This is a genomic window from Synechococcus sp. FACHB-909, assembly GCF_014698945.1.
In the GTDB taxonomy this organism is placed as follows: domain Bacteria; phylum Cyanobacteriota; class Cyanobacteriia; order PCC-6307; family Cyanobiaceae; genus Cyanobium.
Window position 1 is genome coordinate 77674 of the sequence record NZ_JACJTY010000006.1, and the last position, 18611, is coordinate 96284.

General features: G+C 72.1%; 21 protein-coding genes and 1 tRNA gene. 11 read left to right on the top strand and 11 right to left on the bottom strand.

Annotation, left to right across the window (positions count from 1 at the left end; translation table 11 throughout):
- Position 1: 1 nt before the first annotated feature.
- Genes H6G99_RS10730 through rplC form a run of 3 tightly spaced genes read right to left on the bottom strand, consistent with a single transcriptional unit; the run spans position 2 to position 1591 of the window.
- The gene (locus tag H6G99_RS10730) at positions 2 to 304 is read right to left on the bottom strand and encodes a 50S ribosomal protein L23 (RefSeq protein WP_094586023.1); all 303 of its coding nucleotides are present in this window, start codon (positions 302 to 304) and stop codon (positions 2 to 4) included.
- A complete protein-coding gene (rplD, locus tag H6G99_RS10735; RefSeq protein WP_094586024.1) occupies positions 297 to 932 on the bottom strand; it encodes a 50S ribosomal protein L4 in 636 nt (211 codons plus the stop codon). Before rplD ends, H6G99_RS10730 begins: the two co-directional genes overlap by 8 nt.
- Positions 933 to 943: 11 nt before the next feature.
- Positions 944 to 1591 (bottom strand): 50S ribosomal protein L3, encoded by a 648-nt coding sequence (gene rplC, locus H6G99_RS10740; RefSeq protein WP_094586025.1) that lies wholly within the window; start codon positions 1589 to 1591, stop codon positions 944 to 946.
- 412 nt (positions 1592 to 2003) lie between these two features.
- Between rplC and H6G99_RS10745 the strand changes: the two genes are divergently transcribed.
- The 7 genes from H6G99_RS10745 (at position 2004) to recA (ending at position 8950) form a co-directional block, all read left to right on the top strand.
- Complete coding sequence (locus H6G99_RS10745; RefSeq protein WP_190611509.1) at positions 2004 to 2465, top strand: NAD(P)H-quinone oxidoreductase subunit N; 462 nt, start codon at positions 2004 to 2006, stop codon at positions 2463 to 2465.
- 47 nt (positions 2466 to 2512) lie between these two features.
- A complete protein-coding gene (locus H6G99_RS10750) occupies positions 2513 to 3763 on the top strand; it encodes a cation:proton antiporter (protein ID WP_190611510.1) in 1251 nt (416 codons plus the stop codon).
- Between the two features lie 75 nt (positions 3764 to 3838).
- On the top strand, positions 3839 to 4891 hold the full coding sequence (locus tag H6G99_RS10755) for a Light dependent period protein LdpA domain-containing protein (protein ID WP_190611638.1): 1053 nt from the start codon (positions 3839 to 3841) through the stop codon (positions 4889 to 4891).
- Positions 4892 to 4980: 89 nt separating this feature from the next.
- Positions 4981 to 6591 carry an AAA ATPase domain-containing protein gene (locus H6G99_RS10760; RefSeq protein WP_502707686.1) on the top strand — a complete coding sequence of 537 codons (1611 nt, stop codon included), beginning with the start codon at positions 4981 to 4983 and terminating at the stop codon, positions 6589 to 6591.
- 112 nt (positions 6592 to 6703) lie between these two features.
- Positions 6704 to 6775: transfer RNA gene (locus tag H6G99_RS10765), tRNA-Gln, on the top strand.
- A gap of 36 nt (positions 6776 to 6811) precedes the next feature.
- A complete protein-coding gene (locus H6G99_RS10770; protein WP_199297136.1) occupies positions 6812 to 7579 on the top strand; it encodes an HAD family hydrolase in 768 nt (255 codons plus the stop codon).
- A 171-nt stretch (positions 7580 to 7750) separates the two neighbouring features.
- Complete coding sequence (recA, locus tag H6G99_RS10775; protein WP_199297137.1) at positions 7751 to 8950, top strand: recombinase RecA; 1200 nt, start codon at positions 7751 to 7753, stop codon at positions 8948 to 8950.
- Between the two features lie 42 nt (positions 8951 to 8992).
- On the opposite strand, the gene H6G99_RS10780 is transcribed toward recA, so the two are convergent.
- The 3 genes from H6G99_RS10780 to H6G99_RS10790 all read right to left on the bottom strand — a co-directional run bounded on the left by H6G99_RS10780 (position 8993) and on the right by H6G99_RS10790 (position 11221).
- On the bottom strand, positions 8993 to 9358 hold the full coding sequence (locus tag H6G99_RS10780) for a DUF1815 family protein (protein WP_190611513.1): 366 nt from the start codon (positions 9356 to 9358) through the stop codon (positions 8993 to 8995).
- A 125-nt stretch (positions 9359 to 9483) separates the two neighbouring features.
- Positions 9484 to 9735, bottom strand: coding sequence for a DUF2839 domain-containing protein (locus H6G99_RS10785; protein ID WP_094584911.1), 252 nt, complete (start codon positions 9733 to 9735; stop codon positions 9484 to 9486).
- A gap of 28 nt (positions 9736 to 9763) precedes the next feature.
- Positions 9764 to 11221, bottom strand: coding sequence for a helicase (locus tag H6G99_RS10790; protein ID WP_190611514.1), 1458 nt, complete (start codon positions 11219 to 11221; stop codon positions 9764 to 9766).
- A gap of 43 nt (positions 11222 to 11264) precedes the next feature.
- Between H6G99_RS10790 and H6G99_RS10795 the strand changes: the two genes are divergently transcribed.
- The 4 genes from H6G99_RS10795 to H6G99_RS10810 all read left to right on the top strand — a co-directional run bounded on the left by H6G99_RS10795 (position 11265) and on the right by H6G99_RS10810 (position 14873).
- The gene (locus H6G99_RS10795) at positions 11265 to 12167 is read left to right on the top strand and encodes a prephenate/arogenate dehydrogenase (RefSeq protein ID WP_190611515.1); all 903 of its coding nucleotides are present in this window, start codon (positions 11265 to 11267) and stop codon (positions 12165 to 12167) included.
- Positions 12168 to 12238: 71 nt separating this feature from the next.
- Positions 12239 to 13360, top strand: a complete 1122-nt coding sequence (corA, locus tag H6G99_RS10800; protein WP_190611516.1) for a magnesium/cobalt transporter CorA — start codon at positions 12239 to 12241, stop codon at positions 13358 to 13360.
- A 149-nt stretch (positions 13361 to 13509) separates the two neighbouring features.
- Positions 13510 to 13908: a hypothetical protein gene (locus tag H6G99_RS10805; RefSeq protein ID WP_190611517.1), complete on the top strand. Its 399-nt coding sequence runs from the start codon at positions 13510 to 13512 to the stop codon at positions 13906 to 13908.
- Positions 13887 to 14873 carry an ATP-grasp domain-containing protein gene (locus H6G99_RS10810; protein WP_190611518.1) on the top strand — a complete coding sequence of 329 codons (987 nt, stop codon included), beginning with the start codon at positions 13887 to 13889 and terminating at the stop codon, positions 14871 to 14873. The genes H6G99_RS10805 and H6G99_RS10810 overlap by 22 nt, the downstream gene beginning before the upstream one ends.
- Here H6G99_RS10810 and H6G99_RS10815 read toward each other — a convergent pair.
- From H6G99_RS10815 to H6G99_RS10835, 5 genes are all read right to left on the bottom strand, one after another.
- Positions 14825 to 15535, bottom strand: a complete 711-nt coding sequence (locus tag H6G99_RS10815; protein WP_190611519.1) for a hypothetical protein — start codon at positions 15533 to 15535, stop codon at positions 14825 to 14827. The two genes, H6G99_RS10810 and H6G99_RS10815, sit on opposite strands and share 49 nt — an antisense overlap.
- A 120-nt stretch (positions 15536 to 15655) precedes the next feature.
- Positions 15656 to 16366, bottom strand: a complete 711-nt coding sequence (locus H6G99_RS10820; protein ID WP_190611520.1) for a class I SAM-dependent methyltransferase — start codon at positions 16364 to 16366, stop codon at positions 15656 to 15658.
- 92 nt (positions 16367 to 16458) lie between these two features.
- Positions 16459 to 17271 (bottom strand): META domain-containing protein, encoded by an 813-nt coding sequence (locus tag H6G99_RS10825; RefSeq protein WP_190611521.1) that lies wholly within the window; start codon positions 17269 to 17271, stop codon positions 16459 to 16461.
- Positions 17272 to 17287: 16 nt separating this feature from the next.
- A complete protein-coding gene (locus H6G99_RS10830; RefSeq protein WP_158219505.1) occupies positions 17288 to 17437 on the bottom strand; it encodes a hypothetical protein in 150 nt (49 codons plus the stop codon).
- A gap of 54 nt (positions 17438 to 17491) precedes the next feature.
- Positions 17492 to 18547 (bottom strand): metallophosphoesterase family protein, encoded by a 1056-nt coding sequence (locus H6G99_RS10835; protein ID WP_190611522.1) that lies wholly within the window; start codon positions 18545 to 18547, stop codon positions 17492 to 17494.
- Between the last annotated feature and the right edge of the window lie 64 nt (positions 18548 to 18611).

The following is an 18611-nucleotide window of genomic DNA, read 5'->3' on the forward strand; positions in this document are numbered from 1 at the left end:
CTCAGGACTCAGGGAACAACTGGATGGCGTTGCCTTCGGCAAGGCGCACCACCGCTTTCTTCACCTGGGCACGTTTGCCGGCGAAGCGCCCCACCCGACGGGAGCGGCGGGGGGGATTCATGGTGCTGACGCCGACGACCTTGACGTCGAACAGATGCTCGACGGCCGCCTTGATGTCGGGCTTGGCGGCCCGATGGTCCACCTCGAAGGTGTACTGGTTGATCTCGATGGCCCGGGTGGCCTTCTCGGTGATCAGCGGGCGACGGATCACGTCCGCCAACCGGCCTGCAAAACGCTCAGACATCGCCGTAGACCTCCTGAATCTTCGCCAGTGCCTCTTCGCTGAGCACCAGCTTGTTGGCATGGAGCAGATCGAACACGTTGAGCTGATCGGCGGCGATCAGCTTCACCTTCTCGAGATTGCGCACCGAGCGGGTCACCGCCTCGGGAGCGCCATCGAGGATCAGCAGCACCTTGGCGCCGGCCTCGATGCCGAAGCGGGACAGGGCGGCGGTGATCTCCTTCGTTTTGGGGGTGTCGAGCCCGGCGCCGAAGCCCTTCACCACGATGATGTCCGCGACGCGGCTCATCAGGGCGGTGCGCAGGGCCAGGCGACGCTCCTTGCGGTTCATCGCCACGGCATAGCTGCGGGGCTTGGGTCCGAAGATCACGCCACCGCCGGGCCGCAGGGGGGTGCGGATCGAGCCCTGGCGGGCCCGGCCGGTGCCTTTCTGCTTGTAGGGCTTGCGACCGCCACCGGCCACTTCGGCGCGGGTGAGGGTGCTGGCGGTGCCCTGACGGGTATGGGCCAGCTGGCGCACGACGGCGCGGTGGAGCAGGCCGTTGGCGGATGTTTCCTTGGCGACCTTGAGGTCGAGGGGAGCTTTGCCGCTCTCCTTGCCTTGCCAGTCGCGGATCACACAGTCAGTCATGGGTGTTCTCCTCAGTTCGCTGCGGGCACGCCCACCCGCCGGGCCGGGCGGATGTCGAGCAGGGCGCCGGGCTTGCCGGGTACCGAGCCCTTGACGACGAGCAGATTGCGTTCTGCATCCACCTTGAGGATTGTGAGGCCGCGGGTGGTGATCTGCTTGCCGCCGTAGCGACCGGCCATCCGCTTGCCGGGGTAGACCCGGCCTGGGGTGGTGCCGGCGCCGATGGAGCCTGGCTCTCGGTGGTTCTTGGAGCCGTGGCTCATGGGACCGCGGCTGAAGCCGTGGCGCTTCTGGAGGCCCGAGAAACCACGACCGATCGTGTCGCCGCTGACGTCGACCTTCTGGCCGGGGGCGAAGTCACCGACGGTGACGGCGGCCCCGAGCTCGAGGCCGTCGATGGCCTCCAGCCGGTACTCCTTGAGGTGCCGCAGGGGCGCCTCGCCGGATTTGGCCAGGTGGCCCTTGGCGGGCTTGTTGACGAGCTTGTCGCGCGTCTCGCCGAAGCCGAGCTGCACCGCGGTGTAGCCGTCGGTGGCTTCGCTCTTGAGTTGGGTGATGCGGCAGGGACCCGCTTCGATCAGGGTGACCGGAATGGATTTGCCTTCTTCGTCGAAGAACTGGGACATACCCAGCTTCTTCCCGAGAATGCCGATGGACATGGGAGGGAGAACAACACCAGCTGGACTGCCGAGGCGTGCCGCCATGGATCTGGGCCGAGGCCCGACATCCGTGGAGGACCCGCTGGACGGCGGGGGGGCTGAATTCGTGGAATCGCAGATTGACCCGAGGGTCAGGAGCTAGCGAGGCGAATCAGCGGGCTGGGACTTGCCGGAAGCGGTGAGGCCTCGGGCAGTATCCCGACGGTCCGGACAGCGACGAGCGCTGCAGGAGTCGTACGGGCCGGGAAGGGTTCGTCACCACTGACGGACCCCGTACCGTTCTCTGGAGGCCCGGCTAGCGGACGGGCACAGATCTTCGGCACAAGAGACAACAGTACCCCATGGTGTGCACCACCACCCCTGGGACCCTCATCGGCTGCCAGACTCAGCCCCGATTCGCCTGCCGCTCCCGATGCCCCTGCTGATGACCGGCCGTGGTTTCCGCACCGAGCTGGAGCGCTGCGGTGCCCTCGCCCTGTTCGTTCCGCTGGAGGGCGGCGCCGAGACCCGGCTGCTGCGGCGGCTGCGGGCGGCCGGCTACCGGGCCCACCTCACCTCCGCCCGCGGGCTGGGGGATCCGGAGGCCTACCTGCTCCAGCTGCACGGCATCCGGCCGCCCCACCTGGGCCACCACAGCGTCGGCCAGGCGGCCGCCGTGGGCGAGGTGCAGCGGGTGATGCCCCAGCTCGGCCCTGCGCTGGCCGGCGAGGGCCCGGTGCTTCTCTGGCTGCTGGAGGGCCAGGTGCTGAGCAGCTCCGAACTGGCCGCCCTCTGCGAGCTCTGCCGCCGCGAACCGCGCCTGAAGCTGGTGGTGGAGATGGGCGGCGCCCGGGCCCTGCGCTGGCAGCCGCTCGAACAGCTCGTGCCGGCCTGAGCTGAATTCACCCCATAGCCTGGGTCCGTTCCGCGGACTCCCAGGCCTTGAGTGAGCGGCTCGGATTGATCTGGGGTTCGGCCTTCTTCGCCGGCTCCCTGGCCCAGGCCACGGCCTGGCTCACCGGCCAGCCGGCGGTGGTGCTGCTGCTGGCGGTCGGCCTGATCACGGGCCACGCCGGGTTCGACCTGGTCCATCCCGAGAACCTGGGGGCCGGCCTGGAGCCCCTGGTCGGTCTGCTGGTGAGTCTGGTGCTCTTCGACGGGGGGCTCAACCTGCGCCTGGCGGGCCGCGATCTGCAGCGGTCGGTGCTGCAGCTGGTGCTGGTGCGCCTGGTGCTGGGGCTGCCCCTGGCGGCCCTGCTGGCCCATGGCCTGGCGGGGCTGCCCTGGCCCCTGGCGTTGGTCTACGGCGCGATCGCCCTGGCCACCGGTCCCACGGTGGTCACCCCGATGGTGCGCCAGCTGCGCCTGGCTCCGAAGCTGGGCCAGCTGCTGGAGGCGGAGGGCCTGATCCTCGAACCGGTCAGTGCGGTGCTGGGCCTGGTGCTGCTCCAGGTGATCCTGGGGGACCTGGGCAGCTGGCAGGAGGTGGCCTCCCGACTGCTGCTGCGCCTGGGGGGCGGGGTGGTGCTCGGCGGCCTGGCCGGGCTGCTGCTGTCGGAGGTGCTCCGGCGCCTGGCCGCCGTGGCGGCGGCGCGCGGCGGCGCGGGGCCGGCCGAGCCCGGTGGCCTGGAGCTGCAGCTCACCCTTGGGGTGCTGTTTCTGATGTTCAGTGGCTGCGAGGCGCTGCTGCCGGAGTCGGGCCTGCCGGCGGCGGTGAGCGCGGGGGTGGTGGTGGGGCTGCGCCTCGATGCGGCCGCCACCCAGCTCGACGCCCTGATCCGCCAGCTGGCCATGCTGGCGATCACGGTGCTGTTTCCCCTGCTGGCGGCCGATGTCTCCTGGGCCGAGCTGAGTCCCCTCGGCCTGGGCGGCCTGGCCTGCGTGCTGGGCCTGATGCTGATCCGCTGGCCCCTGATCCAGCTGACGGGCCTCGGCCTGCCCAGCCTCGACTGGAAGGAGAAGGCCCTGCTCAGCTGGATCGCGCCGCGGGGCATCGTCACCGCGGCGGTGGTGAGCCTGTTCGCCCTCGAGCTCGACCGGGCCGAGGTCCCCGGCGGCGCCACCCTCAAGGGGCTGGTGTTCCTGACCATCCTGCTGACCGTGGGCCTGCAGGGGTTTTCCGCCCCCTGGCTGGTGCAGCGTCTCGGGCTGGCCCAGCCGGAGATCGCGCCGGAGCTGCCCGGCACCGGCTGAGGGCCCTGCCGGTGGCAGGATCGTTTCGCCCCACGCGCGCCATCCATGGGTGCCTTGCTCCGGGGCCCAGCGCCGATGATCCGGCAGCACCCCGAGCAGGCCCTGGCCTCCGGAGGCTGGGTGAAGCTGATCGGCGGAGCCAGCAACCAGGATCTGGCCGCCATCGAGGACCTGGCCGGCATCCATGCGCTGGCCGGGGTGCACTGCATCGATGTGGCCGCCGATCCGGCGGTGGTGGCCGCGGCCCGGCGGGGCATGGCCTGGGCCGAGGCCCGCGGCGCGGTCCGTCCCTGGCTGATGGTCAGCCTCAGTGACGGCCTCGACCCCCACTTCCGCAAGGCCTGGTTCGATCCGGACCGCTGCCCGCCCGCCTGCCCCCGGCCCTGCGAGCGGGTCTGCCCCGCCCTGGCCATCGGCGGGACCGGGGTGGTGGAGGAGCGCTGCTACGGCTGCGGCCGCTGCCTGCCGGCCTGCCCCCTGGGGCTGATCGAGGAGCGCAGCCAGGTGCTGGAGGCCGCCGGCGTGGGGGCCCTGCTCGCGCAGTTGGCCCCGGACGCGGTGGAGCTGCACACCCGGCCCGGGCGGCTGGAGGCCTTCGGCGATCGGGTGGCCCAGCTGGCCGCCAGCGGGGTGCCGCTGCGCCGGGTGGCGGTGAGCGCGGCCCTGGAGGGAGGGGCCACGGTGGAGGAGCTGGCGGCGGAGCTCTGGCAGCGGTTCCGCCTGCTCCGTGGGGCCGGCTTCCGGCCGCTCTGGCAGCTGGATGGCCGGCCGATGAGCGGTGATGTGGGGGCCGGCACGGCCCATGCGGCGGTGGCCCTGCTGGAGCGGCTGGGGCCGCTGGCGCCGCCGGGTCCGCTGCAGCTGGCCGGCGGCACCAATGCCCACACCCTTGCGGTGCTGGCCCGCTCCCCGGCGGCCCGGCCCCGGGCGGCCGGGGTCGCGTTTGGGGGGGTGGCCCGCCGCCAGCTCCAGCCCCTGCTGCAGGAGGCCCAGGCTGAGGGGCGACGGCTGCTGGACCTGCCCCTGCTCTGGCCCCGGGCCCTGGCCATCGCCGAAGTGCTGGTGGCCCCCTGGCTGGCCCGTGGTGTCAGCGGCCCCCGGGGTCTGGCGGGCCCCGGGCCCGGCTAGAACGAACGGACAGCTCCCCCCGCCGCCCCCTGGAGCCTTCGCCCCCCCCCTCCCTCTCCCCCCAGCGGGTCACCGACGACCTGGATCGTCTGCTGGCCGTGCTGCCGCCTGTGGTGCAGCGGGCCCTGGCGGGGCCGGAGCGGCGGGAGGGCCTGCTGGAGGTGGTGCTCGACCTGGGGCGGGTGCCGGAGGCCCGCTACCCCGGCCGGGTTCTGGCCCTGGGCAACGACGCGATCGCGCGTTCCGATCTGGCGGCGGTGCTGCAGCGTCTTGGCCCCTTCGGCGGTGACAACCGGGCCGGCATCGAGCGCACCCTGCACCGCATCAGCGCCATCCGCAACCGCACCGGCGACGTGGTGGGACTCACCTGCCGGGTGGGCCGGGCCGTGTTCGGCACGGTGGCGATGGTGCGCGACCTGCTGGACACGGGCCAGTCGCTGCTGCTGATGGGCCGCCCCGGGGTGGGCAAGACCACGGCCCTGCGGGAGATCGCCCGGGTGCTCGCCGACGACCTGCAGCGCCGGGTGGTGGTGATCGACACCAGCAACGAGATCGCCGGCGACGGAGACATCCCCCACCCCGCCATCGGCCGGGCCCGGCGGATGCAGGTGGCGCGCCCGGAGCTGCAGCACCAGGTGATGATCGAGGCGGTGGAGAACCACATGCCCGAGGTCATCGTCATCGATGAGATCGGCACCGAGCTGGAGGCCCAGGCGGCCCGCACCATCGCCGAGCGGGGCGTGATGCTCGTGGCCACCGCCCACGGCAACGAACTGGCCAACCTGATCCGCAACCCCACCCTCAGCGATCTGGTGGGGGGGATCCAGTCGGTGACCCTGGGGGACGAGGAGGCCCGCCGCCGGCGCACCCAGAAGACCGTGCTGGAACGGGCGGCCGAGCCCACCTTCCCCCTGGCGGTGGAGATGCACAGCCGGCACCGCTGGCTGGTGCACCGCGACGTGGCCGGCACGGTGGATCTGCTGCTGCGCGGCCAGCCCACCCATCCCCAGGTGCGGGAGCTGGGCGGCGACGGCCGCCGGGTGCTGCGCGACGACGGCCCCGCCCGCCCGGCCGCACCGCCCGCCTGGGCCCCCGCCGCCGTGCCCCCCCGGCGCCCCGGCCCCGCCCCCCTGGCGGTGGTGCCCCTGCCCGATCCGGCGGCCCCCCGGCCGGCCGCTGCCACCGCCGCCCCGGCGCTGCCCGCCCTGCGGGTCTACGGGGTGGGGCTGGCGGCCCAGCAGCTGGAGGAGGCCGTGCGCCGCCGCCAGCTGCCGGTCCAGGTGGTGGAGGGCCCGGAGCAGGCGGATGCGGTGCTGAGCGTGCGCGGCCAGCTGGGGCGCGACCCGGAGCTGCGCCGCCAGGCCCGCGACCTCGGCCTGCCGATCCTGGTGATCAAATCCGACACCCCCCACCAGCTGCAGCGGGCCATGGAGCGCCTGCTGGAGCGGCGCCGGGGGGGAGGCGGGACGGACGGGGAGGAACCGGCCGCTCCGGCCCGCCTCGACGACGCCCATGCGGCCCTGGAGGAATGCCGGCTGGCGGTGGAGCAGGTGGTGCTGCCCGAGGGCCGGCCGGTGGAACTGCTGCCCCGCAGCGAGGCGGTACGGGCCCTGCAGGCCGAGCTGGTGCACCACTACCGGCTGCGCAGTGCCGTGTTCGGGCGCGGCCTGCAGCAGCGGCTGCGGGTCTTTCCCGCCTGAAGGGGCCTGCCGCCGGGGTGGACGCCGGCGAGTTGACGAAGGACCAGCCGCTGTGGGTAACTAGCAAGGCGCCGGTTTCGGACCGACGCCTGTCCCATCCCATGGGCTTGATTGGGCCGTCGCCAAGCGGTAAGGCATCGGGTTTTGGTCCCGACATTCCTAGGTTCGAATCCTAGCGGCCCAGTTTTTTCTCTTCTTCTCACCGGTGCCTGAACGCCCGTTGCTGGTGTTCGATTTCGATGGCGTGCTGGTGGACGGCATGGCCGAGTACTGGTGGTCGGCCCGGCGGGCGGCCCTGGCCCTGGTCGCCGGAACCGCCGCCCCCGCCGACTGGCAGCTGCCGGAGCAGGCGCCCCCGGGGTTCGCCCTGTTGCGGCCCCTGATCCACAAGGGCTGGGAGATGGTGCTGATGGCCGCCGAGCTGGGACGGCCCGACGTCGATCTCGACGCCGCCCTGGCTGATTACGACACCTTCCTCGGGGCGGCCCTGCGGCGCTGGGGCTGGGCGACCGACCAGCTGCAGCAGGCGCTCGAGGGGCTGCGGGCCGAGGCCATCGCCGCCGACCCCGACGCCTGGCTGGCCCTGCACCGCTTCTACCCCGGCGTCGAGGCTCGCCTGCGGCGCCTGGCGGCGGAGGGGGCCGACTGGGCGGTGCTCACCACCAAGGGCGGGGCCTTCGCCGCCCGCCTGCTGGCCGCCGCCGGCCTCACGCCCCTGGCCCTGTATGGCCACGAACAGGGCAGCAAGCCGTCGGTGCTGGCGCAGCTGCTGGCCGGGCACGACCCCGCTGAGCGTCCCCTGTGGTTCGTCGAGGACCGCCGCCCCACCCTGGAGCTGGTGCGGCGCACCCCCGGGCTGGAGGCGGTGCGCTGCTATCTGGTGTCGTGGGGGTACCTGGGCCCCGGGGACGGGGAGGGGCTGGCCCCCATGGGCATCCGCTGGCTGGAGCCCGCCGGTTTCGAGGCCCCCCTGGCGCTCTGGCCATGAACCGCTAGAGTACGCCCGTACTACACGGGATTGATACGCCGGCCGCTCCGGGTGGCACTGGTTCTCCAGAGGTCGCAGGATGGCGCCCGGTTCCGGCCCCCTTTCCCATCCCCCACCCCGCGCCTGCACGGCTCCTGCCGGCTGCGGCCCGTTCCATCACCTACCCCCACCATGCCTGCCGATTCCAGGGCCACGGCCGCCGCCGCAGCGTCTTCCTCCTCCCCCTCCACCTCCTACGTGTCCGCCGCCGCCCCCAGCGGCGATCCCCGGGCCGCCGCGGAGCGCGACAAGGCCCTGGGTCTGGTGCTCACCCAGATCGAGCGCAACTTCGGCAAGGGCTCGATCATGCGGCTGGGGGATGCCTCCCGCATGCGGGTGGAAACGGTCCCCACTGGGGCCCTCACCCTCGATCTGGCCCTCGGGGGCGGCTATCCCAAGGGCCGGGTGGTGGAGGTCTACGGACCCGAGAGCTCCGGCAAGACCACCCTCACCCTCCATGCCATCGCCGAGGTGCAGAAGCGCGGCGGCGTGGCGGCCTTCGTGGATGCGGAGCATGCCCTCGATCCGGTCTATGCCGCCGCCCTCGGGGTCGACATCGAAAACCTGCTGGTCTCCCAGCCGGACACCGGCGAGATGGCCCTGGAGATCGTTGACCAGCTGGTGCGCTCGGCCGCCGTCGACATCGTCGTCGTCGACTCGGTGGCGGCCCTGACGCCCCGGGCCGAGATCGAAGGGGAGATGGGCGACCTGGCGGTGGGCAGCCAGGCCCGGCTGATGAGCCAGGCCATGCGCAAGATCACCGGCAACATCGGCAAGTCCGGCTGCACGGTGATCTTCCTCAACCAGCTGCGCCAGAAGATCGGCGTCACCTACGGCAACCCGGAAACCACCACCGGTGGTAACGCCCTCAAGTTCTATGCCTCGGTGCGCCTCGACATCCGCCGCATCCAGACCCTCAAGCGCGGCACCGAGGAGTACGGCATCCGGGCCAAGGTGAAGGTGGCCAAGAACAAGGTGGCGCCCCCCTTCCGCATCGCCGAGTTCGACATCCTCTTCGGCCGCGGCATCAGCACCCTGGGCTGCCTGCTCGATCTGGCCGAGGAAACGGGCGTGGTCACCCGCAAGGGCGCCTGGTACAGCTATGAGGGCGACAACATCGGCCAGGGCCGCGACAACACGATCGCCTGGCTGGAGCAGAACCCCGGGCCGAAGGAGGTGATCGAGACGCTCACCCGCCAGAAGCTCACCGAGGGTTCCGAGGTCACCGCCAACTCGATGAAGCCCCTGGCGGCGGCGGCCAAGCTGGCGGCCGCCAAACCTGCGGCCGGTCCCGAGGCCGCCGAGCTGGAGGAGCTGCCCGCCGCGGGCTGATGATCCCGGGGGCCCCTGAGCCAGGCCCCCGGGGCGCCTGGTTCAGGGCTGGGCCGGCAGAGCCGCTCCGGAAGCCCTGGTGCTGGCTGCGGCCGGCTCGGCCGTGGGCTGCAGCACCAGCACCACCCGCTGCAGTTCCTGGATCGCGTCGGCGCCCTCAAGCTTCACCAGCTCCTGGCCGTTGCGGGACTCCACCCAGCTGATGCCGAAATCGGACACCAGCAGCCGCACCATGTGGTTGTCACCCAGGTCGGCGACGAAGGAGGCGCCATGGCCGTCGCGGCCGTCGCCGCAGGTGTAGCAGGTGGCTACATGGCCCTGTTTCCGCAGGGACACTGCCAGGGCCTGGAGGCTCAGGATCAGATCCTCAACGGCCGAGCGGTACTGCTCGGCCAGACGGAGAAACATGAGTCGTTCCCATCACGATCCGCAGATCATAAGGATTTCTTCCGATTCTCGCCAGGCGCTGCGGCGCTGATGGGGAGACCCGCACCCAGGAGACCCGCACCAGGTAAGCCCCCCGGTGTCCCTGCTCAGCCGTCGGCCAGGGTCCACCAGCCGGCCGCCGGGCCGATGAAGCGCACGGTGACCCAGAAAAGGGCCAGGCCGCCGATGCCGATCCAGGCCCCCTTGGTGGTGATCGCCACGAAGCGGGAGGCCTGGTCGCGGGTCAGGGGCAGCCAGTCGACGATCCGGGGGGACGTGTCGACGGTCTTGGTTTTGCTGGCGCGTGGCTTGTCGCGGGGCGGCAGACCCTGCTCGGCCCGGCGTTTGGCTTCCCCCATCAGGCGTTCGGTGGCAACTGGCAGCAGGCTAGGAGTCGGGCCGCAACCGGTTCAGGGCCACCCAGGGCTCCAGGGCGGTGAACACCAGCCGCCCCCAGCTGCGGCCCCGCAGGCGGCCGTCCAGCACCGCCAGCCGGCCGCCGCTGCGGCGCAGCCCCGCCACGCCCCGCTGCAGCCGGTTGAGGGCCTCCGGCAGCAGCAGTTCCCGGAACCAGTCACGGCCCTGCTGGCGCAGCACCCCCACCCGGGCCGCCGTGAGCGGATCCTCCAGGCTGGCGATCGGCAGCAGGCCCACCACCACCTGGCAGGGCAGGGGCAGGCGCGGCTGGTTCTCCAGCCACCAGTCCCAGCTGCAGCACACCACCCCGTTGCTCTCCGGGGCCAGGTTCTGGTGGCACACGCGGCTGCCGAACTCGGCGGCCAGGCCGCTGGCCAGGCCCAGGCACAGGGCCGGATCGTCGATCAGCACCACCGACAGGCCGCCCTGGCCCAGGACCAGCCGCCGGCCCTGCTCCAGCAGGTGCTCGGCGTACTGGGGACTGTTGGGCAGGGGCTGGCGCAGGGGGGCGTAGAGGGGCAGGGGGTCGGAGAGGGGGGGATCGGCCAGGTCCAGCACCACCGCGGGCTTCAGCCCCAGGGCGGCACCGGAGGCGGGCTGGCCCTCCGCCGCCCGGCCGGTGGCCAGCTCCCCGATCAGCACCGCCCCCCGCCCCACCAGCAGGCCGGCCAGTTCGTTCAGGGGTTCGAGGGGTTGGCGCAGCAGGTTCCATTGCAGCAGGGACGGATCCACCCGGGCCCAGCTGCTCCAGCCCGCCCCGGCGCTCAGCCAGCGGGGCCAGGGCTCGGGGAGGGGCTCCAGCAGCCGCAGCAGGTGGCGCAGGGGGGCTTCGTCATCGTCGGCCAGGGCCACCAGCCGGTGGGGGGAGCGGGGATGGGCGAGCACCCGGCGGCTGAGCCGTTCGTGCAGGGCCAGCAGGCAGCCTTCGGCGCTGGGCTGGACGCGGCGCAGCTGGTCCCAGTGGCGGGGCTCCAGCTCCACCTCCAGGGCCTCGCGCAGGGCCGCCTCCAGGGTCTCGGCCTCGGGGATCACCAGTTGCCGTTCCCCCAGTTCGCCCTGGCGCCAGGCCGTCACCAGCTCGCGGTGGTCGAGCAGCCATAACGGGGTGCCGGCGGGGGCCCCGGGCCCTTCCCAGCAGGCCAGCTCCAGGCCCACGCTGCGCAGTCGGGGCCACTCCACCCGCAGCAGCCGCTGGCGCAGGGACGGGGTGACCACCAGGGCCAGGGGGACCTCGCTGAGGGCCAGGGGCACCAGCAGGCTGATCCACCAGCTGGGGGCGGTGCCGGGGGCCAGCCGCACCAGGGTGTGGTCGGCCCGGCGCAGGCTGCGGGCCACCAGCCTGCTGAGGGTGAGGTGATGGGGCCAGCGTTCCACCCCCTCTCGCTGCAGGAGAGCCTTGAGGTGCTGGTGGGCGCGGGCTTCCAACATCGCCGGATCGTAGGAAGCTGGCTCCAGCCGATCCGCAGCGACGATGACACCCCTCTGGCAGCGCGAACCGGTGGGGGTGGTGGGCCTGGGGCTGATCGGCGGCTCCCTGGGGCTCGATCTGATGGCGGCCGGGGCCCAGGTGCGGGCCCTGGTGCACCGGCCTTCCACCGCCGTGCGGGCCAGGGAGCGGGGGCTGGCCAGCGTGGTGAGCACCGATCCGGCGGTGCTGGCGGGCTGCGGACTGGTGCTGCTGGCCCTGCCCCTCGACCGGCTGCTGGAGCCGGATCCCGCCCTGCTGGCGGCCCTGCCGGCCGCGGCGGTGATCACGGATGTGGGCTCGGTGAAGGGGCCGGTGCTGCGCCGCTGGCGCCAGCTGCTGGCGGCGAGCGGCGGCGGCCCGGCTGCGTCCCGCTTCGTGGCCTCCCATCCGATGGCGGGCACGGCCCTGGCCGGGGTGGAGGCGGGGGAGAGGGGGCTGTTCCAGGGACGGCCCTGGGTGGCGACCCCGGAGCCGGACACCGACCCGGCGGCGCTGGCGGCGGTGCGGGAGCTGGCGGAGGCCCTCGGGGCCCGCTGGCTGTGCTGCGACGCCGAGGCCCACGACCGGGCCGTGGCCCTCATCTCCCACCTGCCGGTGCTGGTGGGGGCGGCCCTGCTGCAGGCGGCCGACGCCGGGGGCGATGCGGCCTGCGCCACCCCGGAGGTCGGGGCCGGCCTGGTGCGGGCCCTGGCCTCCAGCGGCTTCGCCGACACGACGCGCGTCGGCGGCGGCAACCCGGAGCTCGGCATGCTGATGGCCCGTTCCAACCGGGAGGCGCTGCTGGAGGCCCTGGGGCACTACCGGCGCTCCCTGGCCGGCCTCGAAGCGATGGTGCGGCAGGAGGACTGGGGCGGACTGGAGCAGTCGCTGGTGCTCAGCCAGCAATTGCGGCCCGACTTCCTCTGACGCGGCCCGACTTCCTCTGACCGTGGGATGCCGATAGGCTCCGTGCCACATCGATGCCTCCGGGCCCGGCGATGAAGACCAGGCCATCGCGACCGTCTCCGCGCATCCGCGGCGCCAGTGGCGCCACGGGCGGCCGTGGAATCCGCAGTCGCCGGATCCGGCCCGGGTCCTCCCCGGGCACCGTGGTGTTCGTGGGCGAGCAGCGGCTGGCCAAGGTGCAGATCGATGTCATCCATTACGACGCCGATGGCTGGTCGGAGCATCGCGATTTCACGGTGAACGGCTGCGCTGAAGCGGTGACGGAGGGCAGCATCACCTGGATGAACGTCAGTGGCGTCCATGACGTCGCCCTGGTGGAGCGTCTCGGCGCGTGCTTTGGCCTGCATCCGATGACCCTGGAGGACATCGCCAATACCACCCAGCGCCCCAAGGTGGAGGAGTTTCCGGGCTATGTCTTCATGGTGTTGAAGATGATCGCCTTCAACGAAGACACCCAGACCATTGACATTGAACATGTGAGCGTCGTCCTCGGCGATCACTTCGTGATTTCCTTCCTTGAGGATGACGGTGACGTCTTCGACGGGGTGCGTGACCGGATCCGTTCCTCCGGTGGCCGGATCCGCTGGATGAAGGCCGACTACCTCGCCTACTCCCTGCTGGACGCCGTTGTCGACCATTACTTCCTGGCCGTGGAACGGATGGGCGACATCATCGAGGAGGTGGATGATCGGCTGCTGGAGGATCCCCACCCCGGCGACATCAAGGAGATCCATAGCCTCAAGCGCTCCATCCTCAGCCTGCGCAAGGCCGTCTGGCCGATCCGGGAGGAGGTGGCCATGATCGTCAAGAGTGAGTCCTCTCTGCTGACGGCCGAGAGCCGGGTGTTCTGGCGCGACCTCTATGACCACTGCATCCAGATCATCGATCTGGTGGAGACCCACCGCGACATTCTCGGGGGCATGCATGACACCTACCTCTCGATCCTCAGCCATCGGATGAACGAGGTGATGAAGGTGCTGACGATCATCTCCACGATCTTCATCCCGCTCACCTTCATTGCCGGTGTCTATGGCATGAACTTCAAGGAGATGCCCGAGCTGGAGTGGCGAGGCGGCTACTACTCGGTGTGGGGGGTGATGATCGTGATCGGCGTCTCCCTGTACCTCTATTTCCGCCGCAAGCAGTGGCTCTGAGGGCCGCACCGGGATCCGCGGTGGTTATGTAGCCAATGCCACTGATTTTGGCTTTTCTTTCTCCCCGCTACGGATCATTGCCGCACCGGGCCGTTCGTGGGCGGAGGCGGCACCCGTTTCTACGGTTGCTCAGGATGCGTTGAGCACGCGTGAGTTTCCTGAGTGATGCGATGCAGCTCCTGAGGGACGCCGGCACGGCGGCGGGCCTCTCCGAAGGGGCGATCCAATGCCATGCCGGCTGCTACCGGGAGAACCTGTCCCGCTGCAGCGAGGCGATGCTGCAGTACGAGCGGGTGTGGCTGCAGCAGCAGCTGCGGGCCCTGCGGGACTGCGAGGGCCATCCGGTGCTGATGGCCCGGGTGGGCGGCGAGGATCGGCTGCGCGCGCTGGTGTCCCAGAGCGTGCTGTTCCAGCTGCTGCTGCAGAACGAGTTCGCCCGGCGCGGCCTGACGCCCGAGGAGCCCCGCGGACCGGTGGTGGCGGCCGAGGAGGCCTGGGAGATCACCAGCGTGCAGGTCAAGCGCGAGTGGGGGATCCTGCCCACCTGAAGCGGATCGCCCTGCTGCACCTGGGGCGGATCCACGACGAGACGCCGGCGCTGCGCGCCCATCTGGCCCGGCGCGGCATCGCCAGCGAGCTGGTGCCCCTGCCCCCGCTTGCTAAGGATGGCGCCCCTGCTCCTGACTGGGGACGCTTCGATCTGGTCAGTGTGCGCGACTGCCGCGGCAGCCACCGTCACGGTGACTTCCTGCCCCGGATCCGGGCCCTGGCCCAGCGGCTCGAAGCCCTCGGGGTGCCCCTGGCCAACCCCTTGCCGGTGATCGAGGCCGGCCATGCGAAGAACGCCTACCTGCCCCAGCTCGCTCAGGAGGGGGTGGCCCTGATCCCCAGCCGCTGGCTGCCCCGCGGTTGGTGCGGATCCCTGGCGGAGCTCCTGGACACGTGTGGTTGGCAGGAGGCGGTGCTCAAGCCGGCGGTCGGCTCCCTTGGGTGGCACACCTACCGGGTGCGCCGCGAAGGAGCGCACCTGACGATCACGTCAGCCGATGGCAGCCGGCCCGTGGTCGCCGGCGCGATGGCGGCAGGCGCGGTTGATGGCTGGCTGGCCTCCCTGACCCGTGGCGGGGAGGTGTGTCTGCAGCCGTTCCTGCACGGGGTCTGCATGGACGGGGAGTTCAGCGCCGTGATGCTCGGCGGACGTTTCTCCCACGCGGTGGCCAAGACCGTGGCGGCCGGCGGCTGGATCGCCCACGAACGCTTCGGGGGCGCCAACACCCCGCGGGAGGCCAGTGCGGCGGAGCGACGGTGGGCCGAGGCGATCGAGGAGCGCCTGCGCCGGCGCTTCGGGGTGCTGCCCTATGCCCGCATCGACGGACTCCGCGATGGGGCGGGCGAGCTGCTGCTGCTGGAGTGCGAGCTGGTGATCCCGCGCCTGTTCCTGGGTGAGGGCGAGGCCTTCGACCGTTACGCCGAGGTCCTGCTGGGCCCCGCCAGCACCCGCATGGCCTGGTAGCCGTCGAGGGTGGGCGGTTCGCTTTCGGGCAGCTCCTCGGAGCGCAGGGCCACGGCCACCGTCGCGACCCAGGGGCGGGTGCCCGTGTCGGTGGGGAACACCAGCACCACGGTGCCGGCCGAGGGGGTGGTGGCGGGATCCTCCGCCACGATCTCCAGGGCCACCCGGGTGCGGCGGCACTGGAGGGCACGGGCTTCCAGCAGGGCCACGAACTCGTCGGTGTTCCAGCGCGCCTCGGTGCCCTGGCAGGGGAAGCGCTCACTGAGTCCGGCGGCGCTCAGCTCCTCGATGGTGCTGCCGCGGCGCCCATCCCACACCAGCAGCAGGTTGGCGTCATGGCTGAGGGCGTTGTGCTCGACCCGTTCGCGATCCAGCACCAGACGACGCTCGAGACCCTGCTTCTCGGCGGGCATCGAGAGGCACACCTTGAGGGCCTGGGCCACCTCACAGCTGCGCCCTTCGCAGAACCCCCGATGGGCGGTGAGGATGTCGTCGGCAGCGGCCACGATCTCCAGGGCCGGCAGGCTCTGGGTCAGCTCCTGCATCATGGCGTTGAACAGAACACCCCCATCACCGAAGGGGCCGCGGTCGGGATCGGTGGCCTCCAGCATCTGATCGATGGCGGAGCGCACCAGCTCCCGCCTCCAGGTCAGATACGTCATGGGGAATCACTCCGGGTGCAATTTTTTTCAGTGTGTCCCCAGGGGCGAAAACAAGCCACGAGCTGTTACATTCGCCGGCTTTTGTATCAACAGCCACTGTTCAAGGTGTTGGATTCGTGATCAACCGGCTTCCCGTCGCAGCCGCAGCATCGGCGTCTCGCCCTCGAAGCCCTCGTCGTAGGCGGTGTCCTCGAGCTGCCCCTGCCAGCCAGGCGGCAGCGAGGCCAGCAGGGGCTCCACCCAGGGATGGACCTTCGGTCGCCGCTCGATCGTGTGGGCGGGGTAGATGCGCACCTCCCGCCGGCTCACCCGCAGCAGTTCGGCCAGGGCGCGGCGGTGCCACTCCAGGTCGAAGTCGGGTTGTTCGCTGAGTCCGCCGTCGGCGATCGGTGCGTAGCAGAAGAGCAGGTGGCCGCAGAGCACCAGATCGAAACTGGCCGCCTCAAAGGGAAGGTCCGGCAGCGCTGCCGCCCGGTAGGCCTCCGGGTGGTCCCGCCGGTCGGCGAGGAACGCCTCCAGGGCCTCCAGCTTGCCTTGCTCGAACCGGGACAGGTCGAACTCCGGCCGCAGCGAGTGACTGCGGGCCAGGCGCTCCATGGTGAAGGCCACGTCGTCGCGGCAGCGTTGTTCCAGCTCCGCCAGCGACAGGTCGAAGAGGGGGTCGGCCGCCACGCTCTCCACCCCGGCGGCCCGGGCCAGGGCGGTGAACGAGCCCGGACCGCCCGGGCAGTCGAGCACCCGCTGGCCGCGCCAGTCGGCCAGGTCGAGGTTGAAGAAGGCCAGGGCGTCGGCCCCGGTGCGTCCGAAGAACACCACCCTTGGCAGATCCATGCCCGGTCCCCATTGCGGAGCAGACGCTAGCCGCCGGAAGGGGTTGGGCCGACGGAACGCCGCTGGCCCATTGGACCGCCGGGCGCCCCGGTTCAGGACCCCGGGACGCGCCGGAGACTCAGGGCGATCGCGCCGTCGGCGCGGCGCAGCTCGAGGGCGTCGCCTTCCAGTCGCAGCGTGACGGCCGTGGGCAGGGCGGCCAGGAACTGCCGCTCCTGCTCCATCACCCCGGCGCCCGGACAGCGCCGGCGGGTCGCCACTGGCGTGCCGATGCGCAGGCGGGTGCCCTCCAGCCGCGCCGGCGCGGTGAAGTTGTTGCAGCCCGCCGAGCCGGAAATCTGGCCGCCTTTCAGGAAGCGCACCGACAGAGACGTGCCCAGGATCGGGCTCACCAGGGCCTGGCGGCCGTTGTTGAAGCCCGCCACCCGCCAGGTGCTGCCCACCAGCTGCTGCGCCTGGGGCGCCAGCACCAGCAGGGTCCGGCCATCGGCGGCGAGCAGGCGCAGGCGCCCGCCGTCGAAGCGGAAGCTCCGGCTGTTGCGCAGGGCGCTCTGGAAGGCCTCCGCCTGCTGCATCACCACCGGCGGGCAGGCCATCTTCGTGCTCATGCCCCGTTGCGACACCTGCAGGGCCGTTCCCCGCACGCTGACGGGGGCGCCATAGCGGTTGCAGCCGTCGCTGCCCGCCACCCGGCCGTTCTCGAAGCGCAGCGTCAGGCTGGTGCTCCCCACGGGCGGCCGTTCCCCCAGCCGCTCCACCACCCAGGCGGTGTTCTCCAGCCGGGCGGCGGCCGCGGTGGAGGCGAGCGCCGCGGCCTGGGGAGCCGCCGGCAGGAGCACCAGAGCGGAAACGCCGGCCAGGCCGGCCAGGAGTGTCCGGGGGCGGCGCTGTTCGTTCGCTTGCATCGTGATCACAGGGAACTCAGGAACCCAGGCGGGAGGCGATCCAGGCGCCCATGCCGCCGGCGGAGGGGTGGGGCACCGCGTCGCGGTCGAGCCACCAGAACGAGAGGGCCAGCACGTTCAGACCGATGACCAGGGCGTAGATCCGCCAGCCTTCCGGGAGCTTCATGACGTAGGCCTGCGATGGCGGCGACGATAGATCCGCCGCCGCTGGCCCCGTCCCTCAGGCGCCCGGCCGCCGTGGCAGTTGCCGGCCGGCGGCGTCTGTGAGCGAGCGGGGCAGGCGCTGCGGGTCGATGGGCCGCAGGGTGCGCAGATCGAAGCTGGTGTCCACCAGCCGGGGCGGGTGGCCGACCAGGTCCAGCACCGTGAGGGTCTGGAAAGGGTTGGTGGCCTGACCCAGCAGCCGGCGGGGGCCGCTGCCCATGGCGCCGAGGTGGAACAGATCCAGCTGGCCCAGCCGGGCCGGGAAGTAGGCGTGCTGGTGGCCGCTCACGTAAGCCTCCACCCCGTGGCGCTCCAGCAACTGCTGCAGGGCCGCCGGCTGGGCCAGCACCTCCCCCGGGCGGTCGCGGCCCTGGCTTACGGCCCGCAGCGGCAGGTGGCCCACCACCAGGCGCCGGCCGGCGGAGCGGGCGGCGGGGCCCGCCAGGACCCGCTCCGCCCAGCGCAGCTGCTCCGCCGGCACCTGGGCGGTGGAGGCGTCCCACACCAGCACGAAGGCGTCCTTCTGGCGGATGGCGTAGTGGAAGGGAAAATCGCCGCTGTCGACGAACGTGAGCCCGAGGCTGTCGCGGCGCGCCCGCCAGAAGCGGGCCGCCTCGCGGCGCTCGTCGTCGAAGAGGTAGCGGCCGCCGGAGCGGGCGCCGGAGGCGTCGTGGTTGCCCATGGCCGGCGCGAACGCCAGGCCGGCGCGGCGCAGCGGACTGAGAACGCTGCGATCGAAGCCCGCCCACATGGCGGCCAGCCGCGCCTGTCCCAGCCCCGCCTTCTGGCCCGCCACCATGTCACCGGCGCAGATCACCAGATCCGGGCGCAGCGAGGGGATCAGGGCCACGCCCCGGTGCACCTCGTCGATGTAGGTGGTGGAGCCGTAGGAGGCGTTGAGGTCGCTGATCAGCAACAGGCGGGTGCCGCCGCGGGGTGGGGCCACCAGGCCACCGGCCGCGGCCAGGTCATCGGCCAGGGATCGGGCCGGCCGGATCGCCTGCCAGAGACCCGCCCCCAGGGCCAGGCCCGAGAGGGTGAGCAGCTGACGGCGGCCAAGGGGCGGTGGCATGGGGCGGCAGCGGGGGTGGACCACGGCAATCCTGACGCCGGCAGCCCCTGGCTCCGGCAGGGGC